Origin of the sequence: Williamsia limnetica, from assembly GCF_003217475.1 — a bacterium.
GTDB lineage: Bacteria > Actinomycetota > Actinomycetes > Mycobacteriales > Mycobacteriaceae > Williamsia > Williamsia limnetica.
This window is the reverse complement of sequence record NZ_QJSP01000010.1, coordinates 16,884-32,890: the sequence shown is the minus strand read 5'-3', so window position 1 is coordinate 32,890 and position 16,007 is coordinate 16,884. Positions and strand designations below refer to the sequence as shown.

The 16,007-nt window shown below is 64.9% G+C and carries 15 protein-coding genes; 7 read left to right on the top strand and 8 right to left on the bottom strand.

The window, feature by feature from the left end:
- Window positions 1-7 precede the first annotated feature (7 nt).
- Window positions 8-1,111 (top strand): branched-chain amino acid aminotransferase, encoded by a 1,104-nt coding sequence (locus DFR67_RS17150; RefSeq protein ID WP_110470734.1) that lies wholly within the window; start codon window positions 8-10, stop codon window positions 1,109-1,111.
- A gap of 99 nt (window positions 1,112-1,210) precedes the next feature.
- On the opposite strand, the gene DFR67_RS17145 is transcribed toward DFR67_RS17150, so the two are convergent.
- The 3 genes from DFR67_RS17145 to DFR67_RS17135 are packed head-to-tail and all read right to left on the bottom strand — an operon-like array spanning window position 1,211 to window position 4,412.
- Complete coding sequence (locus DFR67_RS17145) at window positions 1,211-1,975, bottom strand: adenosylcobinamide-GDP ribazoletransferase (protein ID WP_110470733.1); 765 nt, start codon at window positions 1,973-1,975, stop codon at window positions 1,211-1,213.
- A complete protein-coding gene (gene cobT / locus DFR67_RS17140; protein ID WP_110470732.1) occupies window positions 1,972-3,735 on the bottom strand; it encodes a nicotinate-nucleotide--dimethylbenzimidazole phosphoribosyltransferase in 1,764 nt (587 codons plus the stop codon). Before cobT ends, DFR67_RS17145 begins: the two co-directional genes overlap by 4 nt.
- Before the next feature lie 5 nt (window positions 3,736-3,740).
- Window positions 3,741-4,412, bottom strand: coding sequence for a DUF3043 domain-containing protein (locus tag DFR67_RS17135; RefSeq protein ID WP_110470731.1), 672 nt, complete (start codon window positions 4,410-4,412; stop codon window positions 3,741-3,743).
- A gap of 59 nt (window positions 4,413-4,471) precedes the next feature.
- Between DFR67_RS17135 and DFR67_RS17130 the strand changes: the two genes are divergently transcribed.
- The 3 genes from DFR67_RS17130 to DFR67_RS17120 all read left to right on the top strand — a co-directional run bounded on the left by DFR67_RS17130 (window position 4,472) and on the right by DFR67_RS17120 (window position 7,197).
- Complete coding sequence (locus tag DFR67_RS17130) at window positions 4,472-5,527, top strand: glycerate kinase family protein (protein ID WP_110470730.1); 1,056 nt, start codon at window positions 4,472-4,474, stop codon at window positions 5,525-5,527.
- A 136-nt stretch (window positions 5,528-5,663) separates the two neighbouring features.
- Window positions 5,664-6,038 carry a HesB/IscA family protein gene (locus DFR67_RS17125; RefSeq protein ID WP_084837109.1) on the top strand — a complete coding sequence of 125 codons (375 nt, stop codon included), beginning with the start codon at window positions 5,664-5,666 and terminating at the stop codon, window positions 6,036-6,038.
- 181 nt (window positions 6,039-6,219) lie between these two features.
- Complete coding sequence (locus DFR67_RS17120; protein ID WP_110470729.1) at window positions 6,220-7,197, top strand: carbohydrate kinase family protein; 978 nt, start codon at window positions 6,220-6,222, stop codon at window positions 7,195-7,197.
- A gap of 88 nt (window positions 7,198-7,285) precedes the next feature.
- Here the strand turns inward: DFR67_RS17120 and asnB are convergent, their stop codons facing one another.
- Window positions 7,286-9,211, bottom strand: coding sequence for an asparagine synthase (glutamine-hydrolyzing) (gene asnB / locus DFR67_RS17115; RefSeq protein ID WP_110470728.1), 1,926 nt, complete (start codon window positions 9,209-9,211; stop codon window positions 7,286-7,288).
- Window positions 9,212-9,511: 300 nt separating this feature from the next.
- Between asnB and ctaC the strand changes: the two genes are divergently transcribed.
- The 3 genes from ctaC to DFR67_RS17100 are packed head-to-tail and all read left to right on the top strand — an operon-like array spanning window position 9,512 to window position 11,508.
- Entirely contained in the window at window positions 9,512-10,519 is a 1,008-nt protein-coding gene (ctaC, locus tag DFR67_RS17110; RefSeq protein WP_245938026.1) for an aa3-type cytochrome oxidase subunit II, read from the top strand.
- 18 nt (window positions 10,520-10,537) lie between these two features.
- Window positions 10,538-10,954, top strand: coding sequence for a cytochrome c oxidase subunit 4 (locus tag DFR67_RS17105; RefSeq protein ID WP_110470726.1), 417 nt, complete (start codon window positions 10,538-10,540; stop codon window positions 10,952-10,954).
- A gap of 38 nt (window positions 10,955-10,992) precedes the next feature.
- The gene (locus DFR67_RS17100) at window positions 10,993-11,508 is read left to right on the top strand and encodes a GNAT family N-acetyltransferase (protein ID WP_245938005.1); all 516 of its coding nucleotides are present in this window, start codon (window positions 10,993-10,995) and stop codon (window positions 11,506-11,508) included.
- A gap of 136 nt (window positions 11,509-11,644) precedes the next feature.
- Here DFR67_RS17100 and DFR67_RS17095 read toward each other — a convergent pair whose 3' ends face one another.
- From DFR67_RS17095 to qcrC, 4 genes are all read right to left on the bottom strand, one after another.
- On the bottom strand, window positions 11,645-12,100 hold the full coding sequence (locus DFR67_RS17095) for a GNAT family N-acetyltransferase (protein WP_110470724.1): 456 nt from the start codon (window positions 12,098-12,100) through the stop codon (window positions 11,645-11,647).
- 185 nt (window positions 12,101-12,285) lie between these two features.
- Window positions 12,286-13,902, bottom strand: coding sequence for a cytochrome bc1 complex cytochrome b subunit (gene qcrB, locus DFR67_RS17090; RefSeq protein WP_110470723.1), 1,617 nt, complete (start codon window positions 13,900-13,902; stop codon window positions 12,286-12,288).
- Complete coding sequence (gene qcrA, locus DFR67_RS17085; protein ID WP_110470916.1) at window positions 13,899-15,071, bottom strand: cytochrome bc1 complex Rieske iron-sulfur subunit; 1,173 nt, start codon at window positions 15,069-15,071, stop codon at window positions 13,899-13,901. Before qcrA ends, qcrB begins: the two co-directional genes overlap by 4 nt.
- Complete coding sequence (qcrC, locus tag DFR67_RS17080; protein ID WP_110470722.1) at window positions 15,068-15,991, bottom strand: cytochrome bc1 complex diheme cytochrome c subunit; 924 nt, start codon at window positions 15,989-15,991, stop codon at window positions 15,068-15,070. Before qcrC ends, qcrA begins: the two co-directional genes overlap by 4 nt.
- Window positions 15,992-16,007 lie beyond the last annotated feature (16 nt).

Sequence of the window (16,007 nt, the reverse complement as noted above, 5' to 3'; positions counted from 1 at the left end):
TTGCCGAATGACCTTGGAGTTCGTCCGGACCGAGCACCCGCAACCGGTGTCGCAATCACGCCGCGCCGACATCCTGGAGGCCCCGGGATTCGGTAGGCACTTCACCGACCACATGGTCGTGATCGATTACACCGCCGACAAAGGCTGGCACGACGCGAACGTGGTGCCCTACGGGCCCATCTCGCTCGACCCGTCTGCGATGGTGCTGCACTACGCGCAGGAGATATTCGAGGGCCTCAAGGCCTACCGGCAATCCGACGGCACCATCGCCTCTTTCCGTCCCGACGCCAACGCCGCACGCCTGCAGCGTTCGGCGCGACGGCTGGCCATGCCCGAACTGCCCGCCGAAGACTTCATGGCCTCGCTGCGAGCGTTGCTGGAGGTCGACCACGAGTGGGTGCCCGCCGCAGGGGGCGAATCGTCGTTGTATCTGCGACCGTTCATGATCGCGACCGAGCCCGGTCTGGGCGTCCGTCCGGCGACGGAGTACCGCTACCTGCTCATCGCCTCGCCCGCAGGCGCCTACTTCCCCCGGGGCGTACACCCCGTGAGCGTCTGGCTGTCGACCGAATACGTGCGCGCCGCACCCGGTGGAACCGGCGCGGCCAAGTTCGGCGGCAACTACGCAGCCTCACTTCTGGCCCAGGCGCAGGCGGCCGAACACGGCTGCGATCAGGTGGTCTGGCTCGACGCGATCGAACGCCGCTTCATCGAAGAGATGGGCGGGATGAATCTGTTCTTCGTGTTCGGCTCCGGAGCCGACGCAAAACTGGTGACGCCTGAGCTGTCCGGTTCGCTACTGCCGGGCATCACCCGTGAGTCGCTGTTGCAGCTCGCCACCGACGCCGGATTCGACGTCACCGAACGCAAGATCAGTGTCGAAGAGCTGCGCAAGGGCGTCGCGTCCGGGGAGATCACCGAAGTCTTCGCCTGCGGGACCGCGGCCGTCATCACCCCGGTCGGCCATGTCAAGGGTGATACGGACGACTACACCATCGCGAACGGGGAGCCGGGCGAGGTGACGATGGCACTCCGCGACACCCTCACCGGGATCCAGCGCGGAACGTTCGCCGACACGCACGGCTGGATGACGACGCTCCACGGGAACTGACGTTCGTCGTCTCTGAACCGGGCCCCGCCGCGGCGAGACTGCGGCAATGAAGCGGCCTACTCGGCCGATGGCTTCGTGGTGGCAGTCTCGATGGACGGGTCAGCCGGCAAGGACGACACACAGCGCGATCAAGGTACTCACCTCGATGAGGGCACCGAGCACATCGCCGTTCATCCCACCGAAACGCTGCGCGCAGTGGGCACTGAACAGCCAGGCGAACAGCGTCACGACCACGACGGCTAGCACGCCCGGCACCGGTAGATCCGGACCGACCGCGAAACCCACGGCGAGCGCACCGAGTACCCAGAACGGAATGGTCAATCGCTGAGTGCCTGCGGTGAGGCCGCCGAACTTGGATTCTGCGGCCGGTGGCAGGGAGATCCGGCAGCCGATCACCGTGGCCACGCGTGACACGAACCCGATGAAGATGAATGCGGCCCAGTTGCTCTCCTGCATCAGAGTGCCGTAGCCGACGGCTTGGGCGCCCATCACGATCACCAGGGTCGCCGCGCCGAACGGCCCCGTGGAGCCGCTGTGCATCACCTGGTGGACGCGGACCGGGGGTCCGTAACAGCCGAGCCCGTCAGCGGTGTCGGCGAGTCCGTCGAGGTGCATGCCGCGGGTCAGGACCGCCAGCAATCCGACTATCAACAGCCCGCACAGCAGTGCCGGGAGTTCGGTGTGTTCCAACCCGAATGCGGCGGCCGCGGCGATGGCGCCGAGCACGCACCCGACCAGCGGCGTGGAACCGATCGCGGCGCCACCGAGGGAACGGTCGAACGGGCCGGCGGGCTCGGGTACGGGCAGGATGGTCAGCCACGAGAACGCTGTCTGGGGGCCACGGATCGCGCCGCGCAGACTCATCTCTCCGGATTCACCGACGTCGGATCCGCCGCGCCGCTGACCGCGGCCTCGGAGAAGGTGGCCATCGAGGCGAGGGTGGCGACCGCCGACTGTACGACGGGCAGCGCGGTCAGCGCGCCGCTACCTTCGCCGAGTCGCATCGACAACTCGAGCAGCGGTTCGAGATCGAGTTGTCTCAGGGCGATGGTGTGCGCGGGCTCTGCGGACCGATGACCTGCCAGCCACCATTCCCGGGCGCCGGGCGCCATGTCATTGGCCACGAGCGCCGCGGCCGTCACCACGAGACCGTCCAGGATCACAGGCGTCCGGCGCAGGGCCGCCTGCGCGAGAAAACCTGCCATGGCCGCTATCTCCGCTCCGGCGACCGTGCGCAGCAGTTCCAGCGGAACCCGTGCATGAGGGCGGCCCCGGCGCATGCCGTCGCGGACCGCGCCGGTCTTGCGGATCCATCCGTTGTCGTCGATGCCCGTGCCGCGCCCGACCACGACCACCGGTTCGGAATCGGTGAGCAGGCCGACGAGGATCGTCGCCGGAGTGGTGTTGCCGATCCCCATCTCACCGGCCATCAGCAGATCGGCGCCGGAATCGATCTCCTGATCGGCGATGGCGCGTCCCGCTGCCAGCGCGGCCCGGGTCTCTTCGGTGCTCAACGCGTCCTCGCGGGTGAGATCGCCGGAACTCCTGCGCACCTTGAAACGGCTGATCGCCTCCGGGGTCTGGGCATCGACCGCGAGGTCTTCCACCCGGACCCGGGCACCGTGCAGGCGTCCGAGCACGTTCACGGCCGCGCCGCCTGCGCCGAAGTTCGACACCATTTGCGCGGTCACCTCGGGAGGGAACGCCGACACACCTGCTCTGGCGACGCCGTGGTCGCCGGCGAAGACGACCACGGTCGGCGTTTCGAACGGCGCGGGTGGGCATTTTCCCTGGCAGGACGCGACCCAGACCGCAACCTCTTCGAGCCGCCCGAGTGAGCCGGGGGGTTTGGTGAGCTCACCTTGCCGTTTGCGGGCCGCGATCGCCGCGTCGCGGTCGGGCGCAGCGATGAACTCGAACTGCTCGGGAAGTTCGAACTCCGTTGTCGAGGCGAGGCTTTCAGCACTCGTGGTCCCGGCCTCGGGGGCGAACTCGCGCGCCGCTGCGTCGACTGGGTCCGAGTCCGCTGTTGAATCGACGGGGGCACCGGTCGGAACGGGCAGAGGGACGGCTGTTGCGACGGTGTCGACGCCGATGCGGGTGTCCACACCGAGTTCGAGAACCTGCCCGGCGACGATGAGGACCACGCGGTCACAGGCGGTCGCGACGGCGCTGTTGAGCAGGCCGAGCTGATCTTGGAAGAGGCGGCCGGCGGGTGTCGGCGCCACGAGGGACAGGCCGACCTCTGGACTGATGATGACGAGGTCTCCGGTGAACTCGGAGATTGCAGAGGAGATCTCGTCGATCACGCCAGACATGTCGAAGTCGTCGTCGCTCCAGCCGCCGACCGAGTCGATATGACGACTGACCCAGCTGCCGAGGTCGTCGACGAGCGTGGAAGTACTCGAGTCCGAACGCAATTCGGCAGCGATGTCGCCTGTTTCGATGGTCGTCCACTGCGCGGGACGACGGACTCGGTGCTGCGCTATCCGGTTGGACCACTCGGGGTCGCCGGTGGCGGGGTTTGCCGCCGTGGCCAGATAACGCACCCCGGTGTGCGGAAGAAGCCCTTCACCGAACGCTGATTTTCCCGAACGAATCCCACCCAGAACCAGAGTTCGCATCCCGGTCAGACCGCGTCACCCGGTTTGACCCTGGGTCGCGGCGCCCGCATGAACCGCATCTGCATGGCGCGGCTGAACCCGTACCAGCCGAGTTTGAAACCGCCGTCGGTGGTGCTCGGGAAACGTTCGCGTACACGGTTGTTGAGGATCCGGCCGAGCAGCACGCCGTCGATCACCAGGAAGACCACGAAGATCAACATCAGCAGGGTGGCGTACACCGCGATGGCCGGGACGAACATCACGATGATCAGCATGATCGCGAACGGCATGAACAATCCGGCGAAGTTGCGCCTCGAGTCGACGAGGTCACGGGCGAACCGGCGAGCGTCGCCCTTGTCGCGCGGCATCAGGTACCGCTCGTCGCCCTCCATCATCTTCTCGCGCTGATCGGCCCGTTGCTGGCGGCGCGTATCGGACTGGGCCTTCTTGTCTTCCTTGCTCAGATTGACCGAGCTGCCCTTCAGCTCTTTCTTGCGCGCGCGAGCCTCGGCCCGCGTGGTCGGGGCCGGAGCGACCGGGCCGCGACGCCTGCCCTGGGCATCGCGCCGCTTCGGCGTGGGCCGGCCCTTGGCCTCGGTGTACCGGCGCTTGGCCGCAGCTTCTTCCACGGTCAGCGCGACGGTGGTGTCGGCCGCGTCGTCGGCGGCGACGTCGTCTTTCTTCCAGGGCAACTTCACCCGTCCAGATTATCGCGACGTGCGCTGCCGGAGTGGGCCACCCTTCATATACTCAGCCGATGAAGGCTTTGATCGCCCCGGATTCCTTCGGCGACACCTTGACGGCCGTCGCGGCAGCCGAGGCGATCGCCGCGGGTTGGGCCCTCGGGCGCCCCGCCGACGAGCTCACCCTCGTTCCGCAATCCGACGGCGGGCCCGGTTTCGTGTCCGTCCTCGCCAGCCGATTCGGTGAGGTATACACCGAACGCGTCAGTGGTCCCCTCGGCGCGATGGTGAGCGCCCACTGGTTGCTGGACCGGCGACAGGACCGCTCCGTTGCGTATGTCGAGTGCGCCCAGGCCTGTGGGTTGCATCAACTCGGCGGCGCGCCGACGCCCCGGACCGCCCTCGCGGCGGACACGTTCGGTGTCGGTGAACTGATCGTCGCCGCGGTGGCGGCGGGGGCCACCCAGATCGTCGTGGGGTTGGGTGGCAGCGGGAGCACCGACGGTGGTTGCGGGATGGTCGATGCGCTCGGAGGGCTGGCCGAGGCCGCGCGACTGCTCGGACCGGTGCAGCTGGTCGCGGCGTCCGATGTGGAGAATCCGTTGCTCGGGCCTGCCGGTGCGGCCGCCGTGTTCGGTCCGCAGAAAGGCGCCGACCCGGACACCGTTGCTCTGCTCGAAGAGAGACTCGCCGACTGGGCCCAGCTGCTCGCCGGGGTCGCCGGCCGCGACATCTCGGACGAACCCGGAGCCGGTGCCGCGGGTGGGCTCGGTGCAGCGCTGTTGGCGCTGGGGGCGCAGCGTGTCCCGGGTGCCACGGTGATCGCCGAAGCGACCTCTCAGGCCGATCTCATCGCCGCCGCCGACCTCGTCATCACGGGGGAGGGCAAGTGCGACGAGCAGACCCTGAAGGGCAAGGTCGTCGCCGCACTGACCAAGTCGGCCCGCGGCCGGGGTATCCCGACCATCGTGCTCGCCGGCCAGGTCGCGCTGACCCCGGCGCAACTCGCCGACGCCGGCATCACGCAGGCGCGATCGATCGTCGAGGTCGCCGGAACGGTCCAGGTCGCCATGGACGACGCGGAAAATCAGCTGATCGAGCTCGCCCGGCAGGTCGCGGAAGGCTGGTGACCCTGTGCCGTGTACCGGCGACGCAGGCGCGCGGGAATAGGCAGGGCAGGAGTACGGTTATAGGCGACGGAAGTTCGTATCCGATACCTGGCAACCAGGAATCGAACGCCTACGCCCCGCACACTGAGGAGAATCCATGACCGCATCGAACGACACCGCTGTGCAGACCGAGACAGAAGCGCCTGCGCACGGCGTGATTCTCACCGATGCCGCCGCTTCCAAGGCGAAGGCCCTGCGCGAGCAGGAGGGCCGTGAGGAACTCATGCTGCGCATCGCCGTCCAGCCCGGCGGCTGCGCGGGTCTGCGCTACCAGCTGTACTTTGACGATCGCAATCTCGACGGCGACCTGGTCGTGGAATTCGACGGAGTCGGCCTCGCGGTCGATCGCATGAGCGCCCCGTACGTCATGGGAGCCAGCATCGACTTCGTGGACACCATCGAAAAGCAGGGTTTCACGATCGACAACCCGAATGCCACCGGCAGCTGTGCCTGCGGCGATTCGTTCAACTGACGCCTGACCTCTCACAGGCAGCACGACCCGCACCTGAAAGGGCCGTATCCGAGTTTCTCGGATGCGGCCCTTTCTGTTCGGTGACGTCGACGCGTGTTCACGAGACGGGGCCCACCGGGGGACACCCGACGTCGGAGGTAGCGTTGAGCCATCTGCCAGGTGACAAGAAAGGTTCTTCTTCGTGGCCATCGCCATTTGTGGATCCATTGCGACCGATCATTTGATGCGCTTTCAGGGGAAGTTCTCCGAGCAGTTGCTCGCCGAACACCTGAGCCACATCTCGTTGAGCTTTCTCGTCGAGGAGTTGGTGATCCGCCGGGGCGGCGTCGCAGGCAACATCTCCTACGCGATGGGCGTCCTGGGGGGATCCCCGTTGCTTGTCGGGTCGGTCGGTAGCGACTTCGACGACTACCGCTGCTGGCTCGAGGGCAACGGGGTCGACACCCGCGGTGTGCGGGTGTCGGACACCGCGCACACCGCACGGTTCATGTGCACCACCGATGACGAGATGGCCCAGCTGGCCAGCTTCTATGCGGGCGCGATGAGCGAGTCGCGAGAGATATCCCTGGCCGGGCTCGCCGAGGAGTTCGGCACGCCCGAGCTGGTCCTGATCGGCGCCGATGATCCCGACGGCATGATCGCGCACAGCAGGCAGTCGCGGGAGCTGGGCATTCCTTTCGCGGCCGATCCCAGCCAGCAACTCGCTCGACTCGACGGCGAGCAGGTCCGCGACCTCATCGACGGCGCGACCTATCTGTTCACCAACGAGTACGAGTGGGGTCTGCTCCGGCAGAAGGCGGCCTTGAGTGAAGCTCAGGTCGCCGAGATGGTGGGGCTTCGGATCACCACCCTCGGCAGCGCCGGAGCCGAGATCGTCGAAGCGGACGGCTCCCGCATCCATGTGCCGGTCGTCCCCGAAACCGAGAAGGTCGACCCCACCGGAGTCGGTGATGGGTTCCGGGCCGGTTTCCTGGTAGGCAATGCAGCCGGACTCGACAACGAACGCAGCGCGCAGCTGGGATCGATGGTGGCCGTCCTCGTCCTCGAGACGGTCGGCACACAGGAATGGGTGTGGGACCGCGCGTCGGCCCTGACCCGTCTCGCCGGCGCCTACGGGGACGAAGCGGCTGCAGAGATCGCGGCCGTGCTACCGACGTAATCTCCAGACGCTCCACATATACGACGACGCGCCACATATGTGGCGCGTCGTCGTATATCCGGCGCGTGTGCGGGCGCGGCGGGTGGGATCAGAGCTTGACCGGGTACCGGTGATCCTCGATTGCCGGGACGATCGTGCCCTCGACGAAAATGCCGTGCCAGATCATGAACACCAGCACAGTCCACAGTCGTCGACTGTTGTCCACGGTGCCTTCCCGGTGCTCGGCGAGCATTGTGCGCACCGCAGCCTTGTCGAAGATGTGGTCGGTCTGAGAATGGTCGATGGTCTGGTGAGCCCAGTCGTAGAGTTCAGTGCCGGCCAACCAATGTCGCAGTGGTACAGGGAAACCCAGCTTCTTGCGATGTAGGACGTGGGCCGGGACGATCTGCTCGAGCGCCTTGCGCAGCGCGTATTTGGTCGTGCCGTGCGAGATCTTCTCCTCGAATGGCAACGCCTCGGCAACCCGCATCACCTCGGGGTCGAGGAACGGCACCCGCAGCTCGAGTGAGTTGGCCATCGTGATCTTGTCCGCCTTGACGAGGATGTCCCCGCGCAGCCAGGTGAACAGATCCAGATGTTGCATACGGGCAACAGGATCCCAGCCCGCCGAGATGGCGTAGATGGGTGCGGTGACGTCGGTGTGGGTCCACTCGGGCCGGAAGTCCTTGAGTACTGCGCGGAGCCGGGCGTCGTCGAAGCTGCGGGCATTGCCGTAGTAGCGCTCTTCCAGGGTCATCGAACCCCGGTGCAGCAAACTCTTGCCGCGCCTGCCCTCGGGGAGCCGGTCCGACAATCTGCCGGCGGCCGCACGCAGGCCGCGGGGGAGCCGCTCGAAGGGTTTCAGGGACAACGGTTCCTTGTAGATCGTGTAGCCGCCGAAGAGCTCGTCGGCGCCTTCGCCGGAGAGCACCACCTTGACGTGCTTACGGGCTTCCTTGGCGACGAAGTACAGCGGGACCAGCGCCGGATCGGCGACGGGGTCGTCGAGGTACCAGACGATCTCGGGGATCGCGGCAGCGAACTCGGCAGGCCCGACGACCTTCACGACGTGCCGGGCGCCGATCGCTGCAGCCGACTCGGCAGCGACGTCGACCTCGGAATACCCCTCACGCTCGAACCCGGTGGTGAAGGTGATCAGGTCCGGGTTGTGGCGGATGGCCAGAGCGGCGATAGCGGTCGAGTCGATGCCACCGGAAAGGAAGGACCCGACGGTGACGTCGGCACGCATGTGCTTGGCAACCGAATCCTGGAGAGCATCGGCGATCTCGTCGTAGCGCGCCTGCTCACTGCCCTTGGTGAAGGGACGGACTGCGAACTGCGGCGTGAAGTAGCGATAGACCTTCGGGAGCTGACCTGGTCGCAAGGTCGCGTAGCTGCCGGACTCGAGGCGTCTGATGCCCGCGTGGAGTGTCTCGGGCTCCGGAACGTACTGCAGGACGGTGTAGTGCTCGATGGCGCGATTGTCGAGCACATCGGTGACACCGACCCGATCGATCAACTCGAGCAGGCTCTTTTTCTCGCTACCGAACAATGTGCCGCCGGAACCGGACGCGATGAAGAGGGGCTTGATGCCGAAGGGGTCGCGGGCAAGGAACAGCGAACGCTCGACCGTGTCCCAGATGGCGAACGCGAACATGCCGCGAAGCCGCGACACCGCGTCCGGTCCCCAGTGGTGGAAGGCGGCAACGATTGCCTCACCGTCGCCCTCGGTGAGGAACTCGGCACCCTCGTCGCGGCTCAGCTGTGCCCGGATCTCGAGATAGTTGTAGATCTCACCGTTGAAGACCAGTGCGTACCGCTCAGGGCTCTCCGGGGGGCCCCAGCGCAGTGGTTGGTGTGAATGTTCGATGTCGATGATGGAGAGCCGGTTGAAACCGAAGACGACATCGTCGTCGTTCCAGGTTCCGGGCTCGTCCGGACCGCGGTGGCGCATGCAGCGCGACGCGGCGCCCACGAGTTCGGCTGATTCTCCCGCTGACGCGTCGCTGGACAACAGACCTAGCAGACCACACACGAAAAATGCCTCGATTCGCCCTGGAAGAACACACGGAACTGCCCCGAGTATGCCGCAGTCCCCGGTTGCCCCGCCCGTCCGGCCTGCCAAGCGGTGAACCAAAAACCCGGGTGTTGGCGTGTTCGGAAACCCAACTACGAATGATGAAGTCGGTTGGTCTACGCTGCGTAGTACACGAGCTACCAGTCGTGGGTGGCTGTGTGGCTGTTTCCCAGTCAGAGGGCAGGGTAGGAAGGCGTGAAATTGGCACACGGTGGGCGACCTCCGGCATCGGCTACGCGTCAGCACCGCGGACGTCGAATCAAGCAAGTCAGCGCAGCGTTCTTTCTGGGCGTCGGCGCTCTTGTGTTGTCGAGCTGCAGCGCTGAAGAAGCGTTGCGTTTCGGCTGGCCCAAGGGCATAACGCCTGAGGCAGAAGACATGCGGCACCTCTGGACGTGGTCGGTCATCGCCGCCCTCGTGATGGGTGTTCTGGTGTGGGGTCTGACGTTCTGGACCATCACCTTTCACCGCAAGAAGCCCGGCGGCGACGAGTTCCCCCGGCAGACGGCGTACAACGTCCCGTTGGAGTTGACCTATACGGCCATCCCCTTCGTGATCATCGCGGTCCTGTTCTACTTCACGATCATCGTGCAGAACGATGTCGAGGGTAAACAGCCGAATCCCGATGTGGTGGTGGACGTGACCGCCTTCCAGTGGAACTGGAAGTTCGGCTATCGCACCGTCACGATGGCGGACGGCACCGTCTACAACGGTTTCGAGAAAGACGGCAGTCCTTACGAGGCGCAGATCGCCGAACCGGACCCGACCGAGGAAGAGGAAGCACACAGTGCTCCCGACGACCAGAAGAACAACGTCCGTAACTACCTGAAGTTCGACAAGATCGAGACGGTCGGCACCTCCGATGAGATCCCGGTCCTGGTCTTGCCGACCGGTAAGCGCATCGAGTTCGAGATCGCCGCGGCCGACGTCATCCATTCGTTCTGGGTGCCGGAGTTCCTGTTCAAGCGTGACGTGCTGCCATTCCCGAAGCAGAACCACACGGACAACCGATTCCAGGTCAGCTCGATCGACCGTGAAGGCGCCTTTGTCGGTCGGTGTGCAGAGATGTGCGGCACCTACCACTCGATGATGAACTTCGAGGTCCGTGCCGTGAGCCCGGATCAGTTCGAGGACTACATCGACTTCCGCGAGGCCAACCCGAACGCAACGAACGCGCAGGCGCTCGAATCGATCGGTCAGACGCCGACGGCGATCACGACCAAGCCTTTTGACACCAAACGCGGCACCCAGACGGCGTCGAACTAGTCAGCCAGGAGCTACGAGATGAGAATTGAAGCGCGGCTCTTCGAGATCCTTACCGGGTTCTTTTTCCTGGTGGCGGTCGCCTACGGACTGGCCACCGGATTGACGAGCAAGAACGTCGAGTGGGTCGGTGTCACCGGGCTGGTCATGACCGGCGGCCTGACGTTGATCATCGGTACCTACTTCCGCTTCGTGGCCCGACGGGTGGACATCCGCCCAGAGGACTACGAAGACGCCGAGGTGTCCGACGGCTCGGGCGAATTGGGTTTCTTCAGCGCCGGTAGCTGGTGGCCTATCCTGATCGCGCTCGGTGCCGCTACCTTCGCGGTGGCCCTTGCGATGGCCAACTTCTGGCTCGTCGCATTTGCTGCCGTCTGCATCATCGGTGCAGTGGCCGGACTCGTCTTCGAGTACCACGTCGGGCCTGAGAAGCACTGACGCACAATCCCTCTCAGCTCCCAGGTCTGCACCTAGACGTGCAGCATACCTGGGAGCTGAGTGCTGTCCGGGCCAGGTCACTCCGCGCACTGTTGGACCTGGCGTTCGCAGGCGACTTCGCCGACACCGACTATGACCACGCGCTAGGCGGAGTCCACGTGTTCGTCACCGGCGCCGATGACGCGATGGCCGGCCATGCTGCTGTCGTCGCCCGGTCGATGATGGTCGACGGCATCCCATACCGAGTGGGCTACGTGGAAGCTGTAGCGGTCGATCCCGGCAGGCAACGTCAGGGCATCGGCGATCAGCTGATGTCTGCGGTCGAACGGGTCATCGTCAACGCCTACGATTTCGGCGTTCTCAGTGCCAGTGAGGCCGGACTACGGTTGTACCGATCTCACGGTTGGCGCCTATGGGAGGGAACGCTGTCTGCGATGACGCCGGCCGGGGTGAACCCCACGCCCGACGACGCAGACAGCGTCTTCGTCTTCGGGGGTCCCGAGACCGCTGCGGGCGAATTGACGTGTGATTGGCGCGCAGGCGACCTCTGGTGACCTAAGCCCCCAGCGGGCCCTTGTGCGCGCCGACCGTGCCGTTGCAGCCGCCGACCGTGCTGTTGTGCGCATCGAGTGTGCCCTTGTCCGCTTGACCGATCCGTGCGGTGTGGCGAGCGGGGTCCTCGGGACTCCATCAGGTCGACGCTGCGCTGGAGACCATGCGCAGCAGTGGAAACGGACGCCCGTCGGCGTCGATCTCAGACCGTCCGACGATCACGAAACCGTGGCGCCGATAAAAGGCAACTGCGTCGGGATTCTGTTCGTTGACATCGAGCTCAAGTCGTGGGATTCGGTCGAGCACCTCGCCGAGGAGCGCACCACCTACGCCTCGTCCGCGGTAGTCGTCGTCGATGAACAGCATCTCGAGCTTGTTGCCGTCGGTGCCTGAGAACCCGACGGTCCGACCATCGATTCTGGCGACGCGTAATTCGACCGCCGGGAGGTAACTGTTGGCCACCTTCGGCGCGTAGAAATCGACGTCTTCGTGCGTCAGGAACACATGGGTGGATTCAACTGAACGTCTCCAGATACGCGCAAGCGCGGGAAACTCTGCCCGGTCGTGACAGCTGACGATTTCGATGTTGCTCACGAACGTAAGAGAGTAACAACGGCACGTTCGGCGTCCGCCAACGGCACGCTCGACGTCCACAAGGGCACGCACTCTTCCGGCGCGAACGGATGAACGCACCGCAGTGGGGGAGGGGAGGACCCGGCTCCGGCCACGAAAAAGGCCGACCCGCTGATGCAGGCCGGCCTCTTCGGTTGTTCGATCTATCAGTCGATGAACGGGTCTCCGCCGCGCTTCTGAAGTTCGCGCAAAGCCTCGTGCTCCTTGTGATGAGCCTTGGCCTCGAGTTCCACGTTCCGCTGTTGCTCCTCGGGGGGATCGGCCAACATCAGCGAGCCGGTACCCGGAGCGCCTGCGGAACCGAGCTTGTTCATCCGCTTCGGCAGAGCCGCACCCTCGTAAGGCAGCGGGATCGGGTGGCCATGGTCATCGACCGGGCCGAGCGGCTGGTGCAGCTCGATGAACTCACCGTGCGGCAGGCGCATGATGATGCCCGTCTCGATGCCGTGCTCCAGCACGAACCGGTCACTGCGCTGCAACGCGAGAGCCCATCGGTATGCGATGTAGTAGGCGAGCGGCGGGATGATGATCAGCCCGATGCGGCCCATCCACGTCGTCGCGTTGAGGGACACATGGAACTTCAACGCAATGATGTCGTTCATACACGAGATCGTGAGGATGACGTAGAAGGAGATCGCCATCGCGCCGATGCCAGTTCGCACCGGAACGTCACGCGGACGCTGCAACAGGTTGTGATGCGCGGTGTCCCCGGTCAGTCGCTTCTCGATGAACGGGTAGGCGAAGAGGATTCCGAAGACGATGCTCAGCACCACAACGACCCAGAAGATGGCCGGGATCGTGTACGCGTTGCCGAAGTAGATCTCCCAGGCCGGCATCAGTCGAGCAAGGCCGTCTGTCCACATCATGTAGATGTCCGGCTGCGAACCGGCAGACACGTGCGCCGGGTTGTATGGCCCGAGCACCCATACCGGGTTGATCTGTAAGAGACCGGCCATGATCGCGAGGATTCCGAAGGTGACCGCGAAGAACGCACCGGACTTGACTGCGAAGACCGGGAGGATACGAACACCGACAACGTTCTTCTCGGTGCGGCCGGGGCCGGGGAACTGAGTGTGCTTCTGGTACCAGACCAGGGCCAGGTGGGCACCGATCAGCGCCAGGATGATCCCCGGGAACAGGAGCACATGCAGGATGTAAAGCCTCGGGATGATGATGTCGCCCGGGAACTGGCCACCGAAGAGTGCCCAGTGGATCCAGGTGCCCACCACCGGGATACCGAGGACGATGCCCGACATGGCGGCGCGGACGCCGGTACCCGAGAGCAGGTCGTCGGGGAGTGAGTATCCGAAGAAGCCTTCGAACATGGCCAGCACCAGCAGGAAGCAGCCGATGATCCAGTTGGCCTCGCGCGGACGCCGGAATGCGCCGGTGAAGAAGATGCGAGCCATGTGGATGATGATCGACGCCGCGAACAGCAGGGCTGCCCAGTGGTGGATCTGCCGGACGAAGAGTCCACCGCGCACCTCGAAGGAGATGTTCAGCGTCGTCTCGTAGGCCTTCGTCATCATGACGCCGTTGAGGGGTTCATAGGCACCGTGGTAGGTGACCTCGGCCATCGACGGATCGAAGAAGAACGTGAGATAGACGCCCGAGATCAGCAGGATGACGAAGCTGTAGAGGGCGATCTCACCGAGTAGGAAAGACCAGTGGGTCGGGAAGACCTTGTTGATCTGACGGCGCATACCTGCCGCGAGGTGATACCGAGAATCTACTTCCTCGGCCTGCTGTCCGATCTTGCTCATGGTCGATCCTTCCCCTTCCCGCGTTCCCAGAACGCGGGGCCTACGGGTTCGATGAAGTCGCCGGCGGCCACCATGAAGCCCTGCTCGTTGACCGTGATCGGCAGCTGCGCAAGCGAGCGGGCAGCGGGGCCGAAGATGGGCTTGGCGTATTCAAGGGCGTCGAACTGTGACTGGTGGCACGGGCACAAAATACGGTTCGTTTGCTGCTCGAACAGTGAAGTCGGGCAACCGAGGTGCGAGCAGACCTTCGTGTACGCGTAGTAGTCGCCGTAGTTGAAGCTCTCCTGGCCCTGACGCTTGATCGCTTTGGCAGCGTCGTTGGGGCGAAGGCGGATCAGCATGACGGGGTTGCTGATGTAACGCAGACCTTCGATCAACTTGTGCCGGGATTCTTCGGTCTCTCCGGTCCCGTCCGAGACGCGCCACGGGAAGACGGTCTCCATTGCACCGGCGTCGAGGTCCTCGGGACGCACCAGCACGACGGACATCGGGTTACCGGTGTCGCGGCGCAGGAAGATGGTCTCGTTCGGATTCTCCGGCGGGTTGTAGATCGGGGACCAACCCGTGTGCCACAGGGCCGAGTTCTTGCCTTCGGCCCAGGGGTTCTTGATGATTCCGCCGAGGAGCGCGACGGCGCCGGTCACCGCGAAGGTCCCGAGGCCGAACAATCCGGCACCGATGATCATCTTGCGACGCGGCAGGGTCGAGGTGTTCAGCGAATCGCCGAGTTCGGCGACGATCGTCTTCTTGTCGGTCTCGGTGGAACCGCCGTCGTGACGGTCCTGAACCGAGATCTCCTCGGGGATGAACTTCTTCGTGAACTGCACGGCTCCGATGCCGATCGCGAGGATCGACAGACCGAAGGTGAAGCCGAGCAGCGGCGTGTTGAGCAGGTACGCCCGGTAGTTGTCGCCGCCGGGCATCACGAACTCCCATTGGTTGAACAGGAAGATCACGAAGCAGGCAATGGCGGAGATGCCCGAGAGGACGAACCAGAAAGCGACGCTGCGCTCAGCGCGCTTCTCTGCCTTGGTTCCCGGCACCGGGAAGCGCTCGCGGCGGTGGATGACCTCCACGCCGTCGAGATTGGTGCCCAGTTTGACCAGCTGATCGTTGCTCATGGAGTCGAGCTCGTCCTGGGTGGGAACTGGTTTCTGCTGATCACTCATGTTCGAGATCCCATCCACATCGCGGCGGCGACCACAGCCACTGCGCCGATTGCCCACATCGCCATACCTTCGGACACCGGGCCGAACCCGCCGAGGCCGTATCCACCGGGGTTACCCGAGGTGGTTGCGTACTTGACGTAGCCGATGATGTCGCGTTTTTCCTGATCCGTCAGTTGCCGGTCGGAGAACTTGGGCATGTTCTGCGGGCCGGTCAACATGGCGGTGTAGATCTCTTGCTCGTTGGGGGCGTCCAGAGCGGGGGCGAACTTGCCCGACGACAGTGCGCCACCACGACCGGTGAAGTTGTGGCATGAGGCGCAGTTCAGGCGGAACAGTTCGCTGCCTCGACCGATGTTGTCGCCGCGGAGCTCACCCTGCTCGATGACGGGGTACCCGTCCTTGAAGATCACGTTGCCTTCGGCGTCCTTGGCGTAGACGACCTGGGGGCCGCCTCCGACCGACTGGATGTAAGCGCCGAGCTGGTCGATCTGAGCCTGCGTGAACTTCGCCGGCTTGCGCACGATCTGCGCTTCACCGCGAACGGCGGGCATGCGGCCCGACGACACCTGGAAGTACACGGATGCGTCGCCGACGCCGACCAGCGACGGGCCGCGCTCGGCGACGCCTTCGAGGTTGGCGCCGTGGCATGTGATGCACGACGTCTCGTAGAGCTTCTTGCCGTCCTGGATCAGTGCGGCGCTGGACTCACTGTCGGCCTTGGCCACCTGCGGGTCAGGCGTGATCGCGGTTGCGAGGCCGCCCGCGACGACGAGTCCGGCCAGCAACAACAGGATTCCCGATGCGCGGCGACGCAGTTTGCGACGCGACTTGACCTTTTTCGCGTCGATCCTGCCTGCACCCTCGCTCAGGGTGCCCGGGGCCGAATCCCCGGGTGAGGTGGGTGGGGGAGATGAACTCATCTGTATCTCTCTGCTT

What these genes read in the sequence shown, in the direction of transcription:
- DFR67_RS17150 (WP_110470734.1), top strand. Translation starts at nt 8, where the DNA reads ATGACCTTGGAGTTCGTCCGGACCGAGCACCCGCAACCGGTGTCGCAA.
- DFR67_RS17145 (WP_110470733.1), bottom strand. Translation starts at nt 1,975, where the DNA reads ATGAGTCTGCGCGGCGCGATCCGTGGCCCCCAGACAGCGTTCTCGTGG.
- cobT (WP_110470732.1), bottom strand. Translation starts at nt 3,735, where the DNA reads ATGCGAACTCTGGTTCTGGGTGGGATTCGTTCGGGAAAATCAGCGTTC.
- DFR67_RS17130 (WP_110470730.1), top strand. Translation starts at nt 4,472, where the DNA reads ATGAAGGCTTTGATCGCCCCGGATTCCTTCGGCGACACCTTGACGGCC.
- DFR67_RS17125 (WP_084837109.1), top strand. Translation starts at nt 5,664, where the DNA reads ATGACCGCATCGAACGACACCGCTGTGCAGACCGAGACAGAAGCGCCT.
- DFR67_RS17105 (WP_110470726.1), top strand. Translation starts at nt 10,538, where the DNA reads ATGAGAATTGAAGCGCGGCTCTTCGAGATCCTTACCGGGTTCTTTTTC.
- qcrB (WP_110470723.1), bottom strand. Translation starts at nt 13,902, where the DNA reads ATGAGCAAGATCGGACAGCAGGCCGAGGAAGTAGATTCTCGGTATCAC.
- qcrA (WP_110470916.1), bottom strand. Translation starts at nt 15,071, where the DNA reads ATGAGTGATCAGCAGAAACCAGTTCCCACCCAGGACGAGCTCGACTCC.
- qcrC (WP_110470722.1), bottom strand. Translation starts at nt 15,991, where the DNA reads ATGAGTTCATCTCCCCCACCCACCTCACCCGGGGATTCGGCCCCGGGC.